Consider the following 14,772-nt stretch of genomic DNA (forward strand, 5'->3'; position numbering starts at 1 on the left):
CAAGGACCCCAAACCATTGAAATTCCGCGTCTGGCGCCTCAGTTAATTACCTTCATGCCAATCATGGCCATTGATTGGCACAACCCGGCGACCGTTGCGGCGCTTTGGGGGCGAGAGGAAAATGCGATGAAAATGCACCTGGCCCAAATCAATATCGGGCGCCTGGTCGCGCCAACCGACGACCTCCGCGTCAAGGAATTCATGGACAACCTGGACATGATCAACGGATGCCCGGCTTTGTCTGGATGATGGAAGGGTCAGGCGAACCCGGAGAGGGCAATACAGACGCCAAGATCTACGGCGATCCTCAATTCGTTACCAACCTCACCGTGTGGGAAGACGTGACAAGCCTTGAGCGATTTGTCTGGGGCACCGTGCACCGCAAGTTCTCCGAACGCCGCGAACAATGGTTCGAGATGATGGGCGACATGCATTTCGTCATGTGGTGGGTGCCTGCAGGTCATGAACCGACTCTGGACGAAGCGCTCGAACGGCTGGCCGGGCGCGAGCGCGACGGCGACACGGATGACGCCTTCGAGTGGGGCTGGCTACGCGCCGCACAGATGCACAGGACACATGGCTGCCGTCCGGCGGTTGCCTAAAGTTCGGCCACACGTTCGGCCATGTCCGCGAGATCGCTCGCGGCGTCGACCTTGCCGACCGACCTGGCCGCCGCCGCGCGCTGGCGCAGGTCGTCACCGTGCTCCAGGCGCACCGCAATCAGGCTGCCGAGGAGTTTCGGATAAAGGTTGCTCTCCAGGATCACATCGGCCGCCTCGACATCGGTGAGCGCCTCGGCGTTCGCTGACTGGTGGTCATCCATGGCAATCGCCAGCGGGATCAGGATCGACGGCCGCCCGACCACCGCCAGTTCGCTCACCGTGCCTGCGCCAGACCGGGCCACGACCAGGTGCGCGGAGGCCAGGCGTTCCGGCATGTCAGCAAAGAATGGCGCAAGATCAGCATCGACTTGCGCGCGCCGGTAGATGTTGCGCACGCCCTCCATCTGCTCTTCCCTGACCTGCTGGACGACCTTGAGACGCCCGCGCAAAGACGCCGGGAAATAGTTGGCAATGGCCAGCGGCACCGTATCGCCGAATATGCTGGAGCCCTGACTACCACCGGTGACGAACAGGACCAGTTTGCCGTCGGTGGGCGGATACGGCGTGTCGCGCATCGCAACGATCGGTGCGCGCACCGGATTGCCGATGGGCATATGGGCCGCGCCGGACGGCAGGAAGTCGAGCCGGTTGAATCCGCTGGCCACCAGTTTGGCATGCTGGGCGAACTGGCGGTTCACCCGCCCCAGCACCGCATTCTGCTCATGAATGATGATCGGCACCTTCCGCTTTTTCGCAGCAGCGAGTGCAGGATATGCCGGATACCCTCCGAACCCGGCGACAAGCGCCGGCATCGTCTGATCGATCAGGCGCACCGCCCGGTTGATACCTGACTTGATCTTCAGAGCCGCCGCCGGCAGCGTCCACGGCTTGCGGAAATTCGGTGAAGCGGCATTCACCTCTTCTTTCCACTCGGCCGGAAAGTCGCTGGCATAACGCAGGCCGCGATAGTCGGAGATCAATCCGACGGTCCAACCACGCGTACGCATTTCATCGGCAAAGGCCCTGGCCGGGAACATGTGCCCGCCGGTGCCACCTGCCGCAATTATCACCAATTTTCCGGTGTTTACGTCACCCATACCTGCCTCTTGTGCGCGTACCTTGTCCGCGCACAAGGGCCAGTGCAAGCCCGAGTGTCAATCCTGTGCCGATCATGGACGAGCCGCCATATGACACAAAAGGCAGTGTCATCCCTTTCGGCGGGATAAGGGCAACGTTGACAGCGACGTTGATGGCAGCCTGCAGGCCGAACAAGGAGAACAATCCGGCCGCCGCTGCCCGGGCATAGCCGTCATCCAATTGGGCTGCGGCGCGGAAGCCGCGAAGCACCATGAGAGAGAACACAGCAAGCAGCACGATCGCCGCCACGAGCCCGAATTCCTCGACCATGACGGAGAAAATGAAATCGGTGTGCGCGTCCGGCAGGCTCGCCTTGACCATGCCCTCCCCCGGGCCGACGCCGAACAGGCCACCACGCCCGATGGCTTCGGCCGCCTTGTCGATCTGGTATGTGTCATAAGCCGATGGGTCGACGAAACTGTTCACGCGCGCACGGACGTGCGGCAACAGCGCGTACAGCAGGCCCGCCAGCGACACGCCGCCGCCTGCGAACGCGGCGGCCCATTTCCAGGGCAGCCCGCTGATAAAGAACGTGATGACGAACGCCGCCGTCAGCAGCGCCGCCTGCCCGACATCGGGCTGCAGCAGCAGCAATCCCAGAGTCACCGCATAGAACACGAACGCAATCACCGCCCACGGGCCGCTTGGATAGGTTTCTCGCTGGGCCAGCAGCCAGCCGCTCAGTACGATCAGCGCCGGCTTGACCATCTCGCTCGGCTGAAGGGAAAAGCCCGCAATCCGCAGCCAGCGCTGCGCGCCCTTGGCCTCGTGCCCGAACACAAGGATCCACACCATCAGCGCCAACGCCGCGAAGAATACGAGCGTCGCAAGGCGCCGCGCCCATGTCTGGTCGAGCATGCTGACACCGATAAGGAGCACAGCCGCCGACACGGCAAAGGCCGCCTGCCGGATGACAAAGAAATACTCGTTCTCGTAGCCGATGCGGATCGCCGCCGTCGGGCCCGCCGCCAGTGACATCAACAGGCCGATAGCGATCAGGAAAAACGCGCCTCCCATCAGTCCCCAGTCTACCGTGCGCCGCCATTCGGTCAGCCACGACGTGTCGGACCGGGCAAACTGCAAGGCGGCGGGTGCTGGGTTCAAGCCGTCACCCTGATCTCGTTCGGCATCATCGCCTGGACGATCGAACGAAACACATCGCCGCGATGTTCGAAGTCCTGGAACTGGTCAAAACTGGCGCAGGCGGGCGACAGCAGCACGATGGGAGCGTCTTCGCCTGACGCCCGCGCATCGCGCAACGCCGCTTCGACAGCCTTTTCCAGCGTGCCGCACTTCTGCAGCGCGACCTTGCCCTTCAGTGTCGCGGCAAAGGCCGTTTCTGCATCGCCGATAAGATAGGCCTTGGCCACGTTCGGGAACAGGGATTCCAGCGGTTCGATCCCGTCCGCCTTGGGTACGCCGCCGGCGATCCAATAGACATTCTTGAACGCCCTCAGCGCCTGCTCGGCGGCCTGGGCATTGGTCGCCTTGGAATCATTGACGAAGCGGACACCGTCCACTTCACCAACGGTTTCCAGTCGGTGTGGCAGGCCCGGGAAAGTCTTGAGCCCGGCCATGATAACGTGTTGTTCGATGCCGAGTGCCCGGCAGACCGCATAGGCTGCAGCGGCATTCTGATGATTGTGCTTGCCCGGCAATGAGGGACAGTCGGCCAGGTTGCCGATCAATTCGGCCTTGCCCGACTGGTTGTCATAAAGGCGGCCATCAATCGCGCTGACGCCGCGGCCGAGCGTGTAGGTCGAGGATGCATGCACGACACGGCCCGGGCCATGCCCGGCGAGGCCGATCGCAATCGACTGCGTGATGACGTCGTCGAAGCCAACGATGGCGACATCGCCCTTTTGCTGGTTCTGGAAGATGCGCATCTTGGCAGCCTGATAGCCTTCCATGCCGCCATGACGGTCGAGATGGTCGGGGCTCATGTTCAGCAGCACGGCAACGTCACAGTGCAGGCTTTTCACCAGGTCCAGCTGGTAGGACGACAGTTCCAGCACATAGACGGCATTGGCGTGCAGGGCGGCAAGGTCCAGCACGCCGGTGCCGATATTGCCGCCGATGCGCGCATCACGGCCAGCCTGCTTCAGGATGCGCCCGATCAGCGCCGTCGTGGTCGATTTCCCATTGGTCCCGGTAATACCGATGATTTTCGGCCGGCCACGTTCCGGCAGCGACTGAACGGCCCGCGCAAAAAGTTCCATGTCCCCGACGACAGGCACGCCGGTCATCTCGGCCATGCGCACGATCCGGTGCGGTTGCGGGAACTTGTAGGGGATGCCCGGCGACAGGACGAGCGCAGCAAAGGTCTGCCAGTCGCGCTTGTTGATGTCGGACAGCGTCATCCCGGCGGCTTCGGCCTTGTTGCGTATGTCCTCATTATCATCCCACGCATGGACGCGCGCGCCGCCAGCCTTCAGCGCTTTTGCTGCGCTGAGGCCTGTCCGGCCAAGGCCAAACACGGCGACATCCCGTCCTGCGTATTCCGTAATGGGGATCATGGGTTGCGGGTTACCTCAGCTTCAAAGTTGCGAGGCCCGCGAGGGCGAACAGGACAGACAGGATCCAGAAGCGTGCGACGACGCGCGTTTCCGGCCAGTTCTTTTTCTGGAAGTGGTGGTGCAGCGGCGCCATCAGAAAGATGCGCTTGCCTTCACCCGTCAGGCGCTTGGTGATCTTGAACCAGCCGACCTGCAACATGACCGAGAGGGCTTCGAGCACGAACAGGCCGCCAATGACGACCAGAGCAAACTCGTGCTTGGTCGCCACGGCCACGATGCCCAGCATGCCGCCAAGGCCGAGCGAACCGGTGTCGCCCATGAAGACTTTGGCCGGATAGGCATTGTACCAGAGGAAGCCCATGCCCGCGCCGATCATCGCGCCCAGCAGGACGGCAATCTCGCCTGCGCCCGGCGCAAATTGGATGCCGAGATATTCGGCAAAAACGAAGTTACCCGTGAGGTAGGCGATCATCGCATAGGCGGCGGCAGCAAAAGTCATCGGCACGATCGCCAGTCCGTCGAGGCCGTCGGTGAAGTTCACCGCATTGGCGCTACCGACGACGACGATCATGCCGAACAGGATGAAGAAGCCGCCCAGCGGCAGGAAATAATTGTTCACGAAGGGCACCGCAACGCCGCCCGAAAAGGCCGGGTCAGCTGGCTTCACCGAGGTCGTCGGCGCAAGGTTGGCAATCTGTTCGGCCAGGCCGTTCAGGGGGCCCCACTCGGCGTGTCCGGCGGGTGTATGTGCGCCGTGCAGGCCCATCACGAAAGCACAGGCGACAGCGGCAATGCCGAAGCCGATCAGAAGGCGCGCCCGCGCGGAGACGCCTTCGGCGCTCTCCTTGGTCACTTTGGCATAATCGTCGAGAAATCCGAGCATTGCGTAGGACAGCGTCACGAACAGCACGACCCAGACATAAGGATTGGTGAGATTGCCCCAGAGCAGCACGCCGACCAGCAGGCCGATCCAGATCAGGACGCCGCCCATCGTGGGCGTGCCCTGCTTCGACATCTGCGCTTCAAGCGACAGGTCACGGATCGGCTGGCCCTTGCCCTGCCGGGCCCGGAGCATGTTGATGATCACGTCACCAAACACCACTGTCACCAGAAACGCCGTCACAACGGCTGCGCCGGCGCGGAAGGTGATATAGTTCAGTAAGTTGAAGAAACCGCTATCCGCGGCCAACCATTCGTACAGCATCACCTGACCTCTGCAGCGTCTTCGTCGCTGCTATCCATCTTGCCCAAACCAGCCGCTGCACTTCTTTGGCGCAAGCGGTCTGCAATAAGTCCCATTCCGGAGGCATTCGACCCTTTGAGCAATAGCACGTCGCCATCTCTCACTGCGTTTAGCAGTGCATTCCACAGCTCATCCGCCTTGGGTGCCCATACCTGTTGCAGACTGGGTGGAAGGGCCTCTGCAAGGTGAGTCATTTTGTCACCCGCAAGGAAGACGCCTTCTGCCCCACTCGCTACGACATCCGGCGCAAGCCCGGCATGTTCGCGCGCCGACTCCTCGCCGATTTCCAGCATCTCGCCGAGCGCCACAAGGCGGCGGCCGCCCTGACGCTGCGCGAGCGCCGAGAGGGCAGCGCGCATGCTGGCCGGATTGGCATTGTAGGCATCGTCGACCAGCGTGAAGTGGCCACCCTGCGGCAGGGCGATCTGTTCCACAGTGCCGCGCCCTGGCGGCGGTGAGTAGCCGGACAGGGCTTCAGCGCAATCGGCAACCGAGCGTCCCGTCTGGCTTGCCGCAAGAAGCGCCGCGGCCGCGTTGACCGCCCAATGCTTGCCGACGGCTGCGATTTCCAGTTCCGCACGCTGACCGATCACGTCGATGCTGATACGGCTGGTCACGCCATTTGTTTCATATCTCGTCACCCGCGCAGTGGCGTTTTCCGCCGTGCCGAAGGTTTCGAGGTTTCCCGTCGGGCAGAGCTCACGCGCACGCGCTGACAGCTGGTCGAGGAACGCATCATCGGCCGGCAGGATGAACGTGCCACCTGCTTCCATGCCTGCGAAAATATCCGCCTTCTCATTGGCCACGGCTTCGAGGCTGCCAAGGCCTTCGAGATGTGCGCCGGCAATGCAGGTCACGATACCGATGTGTGGCCGCACCATATGACTGCGTGGCGCAATCTCGCCGGGCGTCGACATGCCGATCTCGAAGACCGCGCGCTCGGTCGCTTCAGGCATCCGCGCAAGCGTCAGCGGCACGCCCCAGTGATTGTTGAAACTCTTGACGTTCCAGTGCGCCGGGCCGGCTGCGCGATAGATCCGTGCCAGCATTTCCTTGACGCTCGTCTTGCCCACGCTGCCGGTCACCGCCGTGCGGATCGCGCCGGACCGGGCCCGCGCCGCGATCCCCATCATTTCCAGCGCTGACAGCACATCGCCGACCATAATGGTCGGGCCGCCCGTGACAGGTTTCGACACCAGCGCGCCGGCCGCGCCCGCCTTGAAGGCGGCTTCGACAAAGTCATGCCCGTCGCGCTGGTCCTGCAGTACTACGAAGAGGTCGCCCGGCACCAGCGTGCGCGTATCGATCGAAATCGTGCCCGACACCCAGAACGGGTCACTGGCCGTGCCGCCCGTTGCCAGCGCGATTTCTTCGGAGGTCCAGAGAAGCTGGCTCATGCGTGCTCCCCTGCCAGCGCCGACAGCGCTGTGTCCTGGTCGGAGAACGGGATGACCGTCTTGCCGACAATCTGGCCGGTTTCGTGGCCCTTGCCGGCGATCACCAGCGTGTCGCCCTTTTTCAGTTCCGCGATCACCGTGCGGATCGCCACATCCCGGTCGCCGATCTCGCGCGCACCCGGCGCACCGGCGAGCACGGCCTTGCGAATCGTGGCGGCGTCTTCCGTACGGGGATTGTCGTCAGTGACGATCACATCATCGGCCTGGCGCGTAGCAATCTCGCCCATGATCGGGCGCTTCTTGGCATCGCGGTCGCCGCCGCAGCCGAAGATCACCTTGAGGCGTCCGGCTGTGTGCGGGCGCACGGCCCGCAGCAATACATCCAGCCCATCCGGCGTGTGGGCGTAATCCACGAACACCCCTGCCCCGGCCGGTGTCTTGCCGACCAGTTCGAGCCGTCCCTTGACCGGCTGGAGATGGGTCAGGCCATCAGCCACTTGCTCGAACGACAAGCCGAGCGACAACGCAATCGCCGCTGCAGCCAGCGCATTCAGCGCCTGGAACTCGCCGATCAGCGGCAGCTCCAGCGGCTTGTGCTCCACATCGCGCCAGAACAGGGTCAGCACCTGCCCGGTGGCGCGCGGCATGATCTCGTCGATCCACAGGTCCTCACCGCGCCAGCCGAACGACACGATCTGAAGGCCCGCCTCTTTCGCAGCTGCCTCGAATACGTCGCGATGGTCGCTGTCGGCATTCACAATGGCAGGCATGCCCTGCCTCCCGAACTGGCGGAACAGGCGCAGCTTGGCTTCGAGATAGGCTTCCATCGTGGCGTGATAGTCGAGATGGTCCTGCGTGAAATTGAGGAAGGCCACCGCCGCCAGGTCAACACCGTCGAGGCGGAACTGTTCGAGGCCGTGGCTCGAGGCCTCCATCGCGCAATGCGTCACGCCCTGGCGCACCAGCTCGCGCAGCGTCTCATGGATCGTCACAGGGTCCGGCGTCGTGTGGCCGACATCGATCTTGCCGCCCGGGCCAATCGCACCAAGCGTTCCCATCGAGGCAGCGCCCAGCCCGGCCCGCGTCCAGATCTGGCGCAGGAAATCCACAGTGGATGATTTTCCGTTCGTGCCCGTAATCGCAACCACCGTCTCCGGCTGGGACGCGTGGAAACGCTTGGCCGCAAGGGCCAGCGCCAGGCGCGGCTCGTCGGCGATCACATGCGGCACAGGCACTTTCTCGACGCCACCATCGGACAGGATCGCCGCTGCACCAGCCTCGACTGCCTTCGGCACGAACTTGCGTCCGTCAGAGGCGGTGCCCTGCAGGGCCGCGAACAGGAAGCCCGGCTGCACCTTGCGGCTGTCCGCCGTCATGCCGGTGATCTCGGTGTCGCCGTCTTCGGCGAGGGGAAACAGGTCTTTCAGCTTCACAGGGAACTCCTCTCATCAGATGCAGAGCGGAGTTCAGCACCGGCAGGCCGGACACCTTCGAAATGCGGGGCGAGCCCGAGCAAAGGCGCGACACGTTCGATGATGCGTCCGGCCGTCGGCGCTGCGTTCAGCGCAGCTGTATCGCCACGCTCCGCCCCGGCCTTGGGTTCATCCAACGTCACGATCAGGGCATATTGCGGGCGGTCATAAGGAAATATGGCCGCAAAGCTGGTCACGTTACGGGTGTCGTCATAGCCGCCGTCGACCGGTTTTTCCGCCGTGCCGGTCTTGCCGGCGACGCCATAGCCGGCGACGTCGGCCCGCTTGCCCGTGCCGTTCACGACCGCTTCGCGCATCATCACATTGACCATGTCGGCTGTCAGGGCCGACATTACCCGCACCGGCGCCACCTTGCGCGTCTCGTCCATGACAAGCGTCGGGCTGGCCCGCTCGCCGCCATTGGCAAACGCCGAGAACGCGTCGAGAAACGACATCGGGGTCACTGCGATCCCATGCCCATAGGACACGGTCGCCGCCGACAGGTCGTCAAACCGTTCGGGCAGGATCGGATTCGCACTGCCAGCCAGTTCGATGGGCGCCCGGCCCATCAGGCCCAGGGTTTCGAGAAAGGCTTTCTGGCGACGCGGACCCAGCTTGGCATTGATATGCACCGTGCCGAGGTTCGAGCTTTCCGAGATGATCCGGGTGACACTGGCCGGGCCGCCAATCGGATGCAGGTCGTGAATCATGTAGCCACGGATCTCCATTGGCGTCTTCACGTCGAACAGGTCCGTCGGCTTGATCGCGCCCGCTTCCAGTGCGGCAGCCACCGTGAACGGCTTGAACACCGAGCCGAGTTCGTACACCGCACCGGTTGCCCGGTTCAACTGGGCCGTGTCATCGCGCTTGAGCTCCAGCGCCCGGTTGGCGTCGACCGGCGGCCAGCTGGCCATGGCGCGCACTTCCCCGGAATGGGCATCCATCAGGATCACGGCGCCGCCCTGGATGTCATGCTCGGCAGCCGCAGCCGAAAGCTCAGACTCCACGGCAGACTGGACACTGTTGTCGATGGTCAGGCGAAGGGGTTCGCCGCCGCGGCTCAGCCGGCTTTCCAGCGCATATTCGATGCCGCCAATGCCCTTGCCGTCAACATTGGTATAACCCAGCAAATGACCGGCCAGCGTGCCCCGCGGATAGGCCCGGCGGCTCTCTTCCTCGAACCGCAGGCCTTCCAGCCCGAGGTCGAACACGGCCTTGCGCTGGCGGGGCGTCAGGCCGCGTTTGACATAGACAAACTCGCGCGCCTCGTTCGACAGGTTTTCAGTCAGGTCGGCGACCCGGATGTCCGGGAACACGCTTGTCAGCGACCGGGCAACATCGCCGGCATCCCAGATCAGTTTCGGATTGGCGACCAGCGAATAGGCGGTCACGGACGTCGCCAGGAGTTCGCCGTTGCGGTCCACGATATCGGCGCGAACATGCGCGTCGATCTTGGCGGCGCTGTGCGCACGGGCCGGCGTGGATGAGATCGCGAGATAGCCGCCCTTGCCCGCCAGGATGACGAAGAGGGCACCGAGGCCGAGTCCTACCAGCCGTGTCCGGTCGCGGGCGCGTTCGGTCATCTGGCGCCCTCCGTCTGTTCACGCTCTGGCGCCACGCCGGACGTGACCGGCAGGCCGATAACCTCGTCGAGATCGGATTCACCGGCAATCTGGTCAGGTCGTGGCGGGGCCATGCCCAGCTCGCCACGGGCATATTCCTCGATCCATTCACGCCGGCTCATATGTGACAACTCGGTCTCAAGCAGCGCTTTTTCGTGCCGCGCATCCTCGATCTGGGCTTCAACAGCCATGATCTCGGACGCTGTGTCCTTGGCACCATATTTCGCCCGGTACAGGCTCACGATCAGCAAGCCCACAACCAGGATTCCAAACAGGAAAGCACGTCGACTCATGCCACATCCTCCAGGTCCGACAGGGGCGGCAGGTTCATGCCGTCGCTGGCGTCTTCCTCGATCACGGGCGCGCTGGTTCGGATCGCGGCCCGCAGCTTGGCTGAACGTGCGCGCGGATTGCCTTCCACTTCCTTATCAGACGGAACAATTGCTTTGGAAACAGCGAGTTCGAACGTCGGATCCGGCCCTTTGGCCATAAGCGGCATGTGGCGCGAGCCCCCACTCTGCTTGCCGGCCCGGTCGCGTAACCATTGCTTGACCATACGGTCTTCCAGCGAATGGAACGCAACGATCACCAACCGACCGCCGGGGTGCAGGATGCGCTCGGCAGCGCACAAGGCACGGGCCAGCTCGCCGAGCTCGTCGTTCACGTACATGCGAATGGCCTGGAAGGTCAAAGTTGCCGGATGGGTGCGCGCGCCCCGGCGCCCACCGACGGCCACTTCGACCGCATCGGCGAAGTCCGCCGTCGTTTCAAAGGGCTGCTGGGCCCGGCGCTGCACGATATGGCGCGCGATCCGCCGCGCCTGCCGCTCCTCGCCAAGCCGGAAGATGATATTCGCCAGATCGTGCTCGGACATCGTGTTGACGACATCAGCTGCCGTCGGTCCGGCAGCGCCCATGCGCATGTCCAACGGACCGTCCTTCATGAACGAGAATCCCCGTTCGCCCTCATCGATCTGGTAACTCGAAACGCCGATATCCAGCACGACACCGTCGACCGACGCGTGTCCGGCATTGATCACCAGCGCATCCATTTCGCCGAACCGGCCGAGCAGTGGCGTCAGGCGCGGTGTTTCCGCAGCAAGCTTTTCGGCCCGCTGGATCGCGTCGAGGTCGCGATCAATCGCCAGCACATTGCACTTCGCGGCCAGCAGGATCGCCCGCGTATACCCGCCACCGCCGAAGGTGCCATCGACAATCAGCTCACCATCCTGCGGCGCAAGCCATGTGAGGACTTCGTCCATCATCACGGGATTGTGCCCGAAGGCCGGCGGACGGGCAGATGTGTGGCGTGCGCTCATCAACCTTCGCTCCCGTCGACCGGTTTCGGGGCCGGATAGGCGCCTGCACCCTGCTGGTGCAGGACTTCGGAATAGGCCCGTCCAAAGGCGGCCAATGTTTCAGGGGCGGCCGCAGCGGTTGCCATGGCCGTGTTGAAGGCTGCGTGCTTTTCGGGATTCCATATCTGGAAACTGTCGATATTACCGGCGAACTTGATCCGATCGGTCAACTCCGCAGCGGTACAGAGGTCCTCGGGCAGCTTGATCCGCCCGGTCTCGTCCATCTTGAGGTCGGCTGATCCTGCGATGATGCGGGTCACCAGTGCCTTGCGTACTTCCGACTGCGGGGCCAGGCGCGTCAGCGTCGCCCGGTACATGGCCATAAGCGCCTCGCCGCCGCCTTCGAGGCAGCCGGACCCGTCCAGCGCCTGCCAGAGAAAGATTCGGGTGCCACCGCCAAGCGCTGCACGAAAAGGCGCAGGAATGGAAACCCGGCCTTTTACATCAATAGCGCTCTCGTAGGTGGAAACAAACACCCGCCAACCCTGTAATTATTATGCCTAAACCCCAGCATGGGTAAACCATGTGTAAATTTGGAATATCATGGGTGAGGATGGGCCTCAATGGGTTGAGTCGGTGAATCCGAATATCCACAACCAGCGTGGTCCGGAACATAAAATGCACACATAGGGAACACGGCGGAACACGGCCTTGGGCCGGCATGGGAATGGTGTATTTTGTCGTTCCGAATCAGTGGTTTGCCGACACGTGTTGTCGCAATATATTGCGCGCTGAATTTGACTGGGAAATCGCACCAATCCAACTGACATTGTATCAAATCAATGTCGGAATGCGCCTAAAATCATCATCTGCTTTTCTGAATCCTTGAGTTGGATCGCGCCAACAGCGCACGAATACACGGCCTCCTCAAGAAAAACGCCCCCGCAGCCTGGCTCCGGGGGCGCGATGTGCGAGCAAGTGTACGTGGTCAGGCAGGCTCGGCTTCCAATGCCGATTCCGCCGCCATAACCCGGGCGGCCGCGTTGACGACAGAGCCGATGCGGACGCCAGCCTGGATCTGGTCTGTGGTGAATCCGTGCTTGCGCAGTTCGGCCTCATGGGCATCAAGGCACATGCCGCAGCCATTCACAGCCGACACGACGAGTGCGTAAAGTTCGAAATCGGCTTTCTCGATGCCCGGTGCGCCGATCACGTTCATACGCAGCTTCGCTGGCACGGTCTTGTAGGTCTCATTCGAGAAAAGGTGCGTCGTGCGATAATAGACATTGTTCATGCCCATGATCGCGCTGGCCGCTTTCGCCGCCTTCACTGCTTCCGGGCTCAGCTTGCTGCGGGCTTCGGCGTCCAGCGCGCGCAGCGTGTGCGGTTCGCCGACAGCGTGGGCGGATGCCAGCATGCAGCCATACTTTTGTTGTTCGGTCAGGATCGTTTCATTCGCCAGCGAGCCGAGGTTCAGCTTCAGGTCCTTGGCATAATCCGGCAATTTCGATTTCAAGGTCTCGAGCGACATCAAGACGTCCTTTCAGGCAGGAGGGGAGAAAAAGCGCCATGCGGCCGCGCGCCAGATGACTTGCGCGCGGCCAGGTTGACCGGCCTCCCCCAACGGAGAAGTAAGGCCGGCCAACCCGGTTCTGCATGGCGGTATAAGGAAACGCGCAGCCTAGGCGGCGAGCACCAACGTGTCGCCGCCAACCTGGCGGTTGCAAGGGCAGAGCTCGTCGGTCTGGAGCGCATCAAGCACGCGCAGCGTGTCCGATGGGTTGCGGCCCACGTTGAGATTGGTCACGTAGACGTGCTGGATCACGTTGTGCGGATCGACCACATAGGTCGCGCGATAGGCAACGCCCTCTTCCGCATTGCGCACGCCAAGGCCGTCAACCAGCGAGCCGGTCGTGTCGGCGAACTGCCAGATCGGCAGTTCAGCCAGGTCCGCGTGCTCGCGGCGCCAGGCCAGTTTCACGAACTCATTGTCGGTCGAGCCGCCAAGCACAACCGCGTCGCGATCCTCGAACTCACCATTCAGGCGCGCGAATTCGGCAATCTCGGTCGGGCAGACGAACGTGAAGTCCTTCGGGTAGAAGAAAATTACCTTCCACTTACCTTCAAAGCTGTTCTGATCGAGCGCCTCGAACGCGCTGATGCCGTTCTCTTCGTGCTGCATGAACTTTGGTTTGACGCCGGTGATCTTGAAGTCGGGAAGTTTCTGGCCAATGCCGAGCATTTGGGAGGTATCCTGTTGCAATTATTACAGTGACCGAGCCCGGTGGAGGCTCGATAAGAGCGCACGTGCCGCCATTTCACCCAAAAGAATAATTGATATTCTCTACCGGTGACATAAATCCCTTCTATGGCAATTCCGACCCTCAGACAGCTCCAGTTTCTCACCGCGCTCGGCGATACCGGCTCCTTCTCGCGCGCCGCTGAAGCCTGCTATGTGACCCAGCCGACTCTCTCGGCCGGCATCAAGGAATTAGAGGAATTGCTGGGCGTCCGGCTGGCCGATCGCGAAGCGCGCGGCGCCCGCCTCACGCATGCCGGAGAACTGGCTGCATCCCGCGCCAGCGCCCTCATCGCGGATGCCCACGCCCTCGTCCAGGCCGTCCAGAGCGCCGGCGCCCTGCTGACTGGCCCCTTCCATCTCGGCGCCATCCCGACCATCGCCCCTTTCGTCCTCCCACAGGCCGTTCGGGCGCTCGGCGACGCGTATCCTGACCTCAAGCTCTATTTGCACGAAGACAAGACGACCCGGCTCATCGACCAGCTCCGCACCCGCACGCTGGACGCCGCGCTGATCGGCCTGCCCTGGGACGCGCCTGGTATCGAGACCCTGCCCTTGTTCGATGATGAATTCCTGTTCGCCTCCTCGATCAGTCATCCACTGGCCCGGAAGAACGGCCTCTCGCCGGATGATCTCGCGGGGGAAGACATTCTCCTGCTCGAGGACGGCCATTGCCTGCGCGACCATGCCCTGTCCATCTGCCGCCTGAAGACAGGCAACCATGCCGGGCAGGTCGCGGCAACGTCGCTCGGCACGCTGGTCAACATGGTGGCCGGCGGGCTCGGCGTCTCCCTCCTCCCCCGGCTGGCAATGGATCACGGCCTCGCCATCGGGCATGACGTCGCCGTGCGCGAATTCACCACGCCGGTTATCGGCCGTCAGGTCGGCATCGCCTGGAAATCCGGCAGCCCCCGCGAAGCCGACGCCCGCAAGATCGGCGAGATGGTCAAGGCGGCGCTGGACTAGGCTTGCAGTGTCCCGCCTGAAACGGAAAAGCCCCGAAGCGCAATGCACTCCGGGGCTCCCGATTTCAGTATGGCTTTGCGCCTAGAGCGCCGTACGCTCACTCTGCAACATAGTTCATGGCCTTGAAGAAGTTCCAGCATTCTTGGGGCGTGAAGAGGGAGCAGATGTCGCCGACGGCTTTAACGATGTCGTCAAAGGTACGGGCAGCTGCCGCTCGCAAG

13 protein-coding genes and 1 pseudogene are annotated in these 14,772 nt (G+C 62.9%); 2 read left to right on the plus strand and 12 right to left on the minus strand.

Features of this window, described 5'->3' with window-relative positions; translation table 11 throughout:
- Positions 1–126 precede the first annotated feature (126 nt).
- A pseudogene (locus ACESNB_RS00245) lies at positions 127–602 on the plus strand (DUF3291 domain-containing protein).
- On the opposite strand, the gene ACESNB_RS00250 reads toward ACESNB_RS00245, so the two are convergent.
- From ACESNB_RS00250 to ACESNB_RS00305, 12 genes are all read right to left on the minus strand, one after another.
- Positions 599–1,699 (minus strand): glycosyltransferase, encoded by a 1,101-nt coding sequence (locus ACESNB_RS00250; protein ID WP_373002329.1) that lies wholly within the window; start codon positions 1,697–1,699, stop codon positions 599–601. The pseudogene ACESNB_RS00245 and the gene ACESNB_RS00250 overlap by 4 nt on opposite strands.
- Positions 1,692–2,843 carry an FtsW/RodA/SpoVE family cell cycle protein gene (locus tag ACESNB_RS00255; protein ID WP_373002332.1) on the minus strand — a complete coding sequence of 384 codons (1,152 nt, stop codon included), beginning with the start codon at positions 2,841–2,843 and terminating at the stop codon, positions 1,692–1,694. Before ACESNB_RS00255 ends, ACESNB_RS00250 begins: the two co-directional genes overlap by 8 nt.
- Positions 2,840–4,255: a UDP-N-acetylmuramoyl-L-alanine--D-glutamate ligase gene (gene murD, locus ACESNB_RS00260; RefSeq protein WP_373002335.1), complete on the minus strand. Its 1,416-nt coding sequence runs from the start codon at positions 4,253–4,255 to the stop codon at positions 2,840–2,842. Before murD ends, ACESNB_RS00255 begins: the two co-directional genes overlap by 4 nt.
- A gap of 10 nt (positions 4,256–4,265) precedes the next feature.
- On the minus strand, positions 4,266–5,459 hold the full coding sequence (mraY, locus tag ACESNB_RS00265) for a phospho-N-acetylmuramoyl-pentapeptide-transferase (RefSeq protein ID WP_373002338.1): 1,194 nt from the start codon (positions 5,457–5,459) through the stop codon (positions 4,266–4,268).
- Positions 5,459–6,895: a UDP-N-acetylmuramoyl-tripeptide--D-alanyl-D-alanine ligase gene (gene murF / locus ACESNB_RS00270; protein ID WP_373002340.1), complete on the minus strand. Its 1,437-nt coding sequence runs from the start codon at positions 6,893–6,895 to the stop codon at positions 5,459–5,461. The genes mraY and murF overlap by 1 nt, the downstream gene beginning before the upstream one ends.
- Entirely contained in the window at positions 6,892–8,328 is a 1,437-nt protein-coding gene (locus ACESNB_RS00275) for a UDP-N-acetylmuramoyl-L-alanyl-D-glutamate--2,6-diaminopimelate ligase (RefSeq protein WP_373002343.1), read from the minus strand. The genes murF and ACESNB_RS00275 overlap by 4 nt, the downstream gene beginning before the upstream one ends.
- Positions 8,325–9,950: a peptidoglycan D,D-transpeptidase FtsI family protein gene (locus ACESNB_RS00280; protein ID WP_373002346.1), complete on the minus strand. Its 1,626-nt coding sequence runs from the start codon at positions 9,948–9,950 to the stop codon at positions 8,325–8,327. Before ACESNB_RS00280 ends, ACESNB_RS00275 begins: the two co-directional genes overlap by 4 nt.
- Positions 9,947–10,282, minus strand: a complete 336-nt coding sequence (locus tag ACESNB_RS00285) for a septum formation initiator family protein (protein ID WP_373002349.1) — start codon at positions 10,280–10,282, stop codon at positions 9,947–9,949. Before ACESNB_RS00285 ends, ACESNB_RS00280 begins: the two co-directional genes overlap by 4 nt.
- On the minus strand, positions 10,279–11,307 hold the full coding sequence (gene rsmH, locus ACESNB_RS00290; RefSeq protein ID WP_373002352.1) for a 16S rRNA (cytosine(1402)-N(4))-methyltransferase RsmH: 1,029 nt from the start codon (positions 11,305–11,307) through the stop codon (positions 10,279–10,281). The genes ACESNB_RS00285 and rsmH overlap by 4 nt, the downstream gene beginning before the upstream one ends.
- Complete coding sequence (locus ACESNB_RS00295; RefSeq protein WP_373002355.1) at positions 11,307–11,822, minus strand: division/cell wall cluster transcriptional repressor MraZ; 516 nt, start codon at positions 11,820–11,822, stop codon at positions 11,307–11,309. The genes rsmH and ACESNB_RS00295 overlap by 1 nt, the downstream gene beginning before the upstream one ends.
- Positions 11,823–12,274: 452 nt before the next feature.
- Positions 12,275–12,817 (minus strand): carboxymuconolactone decarboxylase family protein, encoded by a 543-nt coding sequence (locus ACESNB_RS00300; RefSeq protein ID WP_373002359.1) that lies wholly within the window; start codon positions 12,815–12,817, stop codon positions 12,275–12,277.
- A gap of 150 nt (positions 12,818–12,967) precedes the next feature.
- Positions 12,968–13,528, minus strand: a complete 561-nt coding sequence (locus ACESNB_RS00305) for a peroxiredoxin (RefSeq protein WP_373002362.1) — start codon at positions 13,526–13,528, stop codon at positions 12,968–12,970.
- 126 nt (positions 13,529–13,654) lie between these two features.
- On the opposite strand from ACESNB_RS00305, the gene ACESNB_RS00310 reads away from it, so the two are divergent.
- Complete coding sequence (locus ACESNB_RS00310) at positions 13,655–14,551, plus strand: hydrogen peroxide-inducible genes activator (protein WP_373002365.1); 897 nt, start codon at positions 13,655–13,657, stop codon at positions 14,549–14,551.
- The last annotated feature ends 221 nt before the right edge of the window (positions 14,552–14,772 follow it).

The sequence above is a fragment of the Hyphomonas sp. genome (assembly GCF_041689225.1).
In the GTDB taxonomy this organism is placed as follows: Bacteria; Pseudomonadota; Alphaproteobacteria; order Caulobacterales; family Hyphomonadaceae; genus Hyphomonas.

What these genes read in the sequence shown, in the direction of transcription:
- ACESNB_RS00250 (WP_373002329.1), bottom strand. Translation starts at nt 1,699, where the DNA reads ATGGGTGACGTAAACACCGGAAAATTGGTGATAATTGCGGCAGGTGGC.
- ACESNB_RS00285 (WP_373002349.1), bottom strand. Translation starts at nt 10,282, where the DNA reads ATGAGTCGACGTGCTTTCCTGTTTGGAATCCTGGTTGTGGGCTTGCTG.
- murF (WP_373002340.1), bottom strand. Translation starts at nt 6,895, where the DNA reads ATGAGCCAGCTTCTCTGGACCTCCGAAGAAATCGCGCTGGCAACGGGC.
- mraY (WP_373002338.1), bottom strand. Translation starts at nt 5,459, where the DNA reads ATGCTGTACGAATGGTTGGCCGCGGATAGCGGTTTCTTCAACTTACTG.
- rsmH (WP_373002352.1), bottom strand. Translation starts at nt 11,307, where the DNA reads ATGAGCGCACGCCACACATCTGCCCGTCCGCCGGCCTTCGGGCACAAT.
- ACESNB_RS00280 (WP_373002346.1), bottom strand. Translation starts at nt 9,950, where the DNA reads ATGACCGAACGCGCCCGCGACCGGACACGGCTGGTAGGACTCGGCCTC.
- murD (WP_373002335.1), bottom strand. Translation starts at nt 4,255, where the DNA reads ATGATCCCCATTACGGAATACGCAGGACGGGATGTCGCCGTGTTTGGC.
- ACESNB_RS00300 (WP_373002359.1), bottom strand. Translation starts at nt 12,817, where the DNA reads ATGTCGCTCGAGACCTTGAAATCGAAATTGCCGGATTATGCCAAGGAC.
- ACESNB_RS00305 (WP_373002362.1), bottom strand. Translation starts at nt 13,528, where the DNA reads ATGCTCGGCATTGGCCAGAAACTTCCCGACTTCAAGATCACCGGCGTC.
- ACESNB_RS00310 (WP_373002365.1), top strand. Translation starts at nt 13,655, where the DNA reads ATGGCAATTCCGACCCTCAGACAGCTCCAGTTTCTCACCGCGCTCGGC.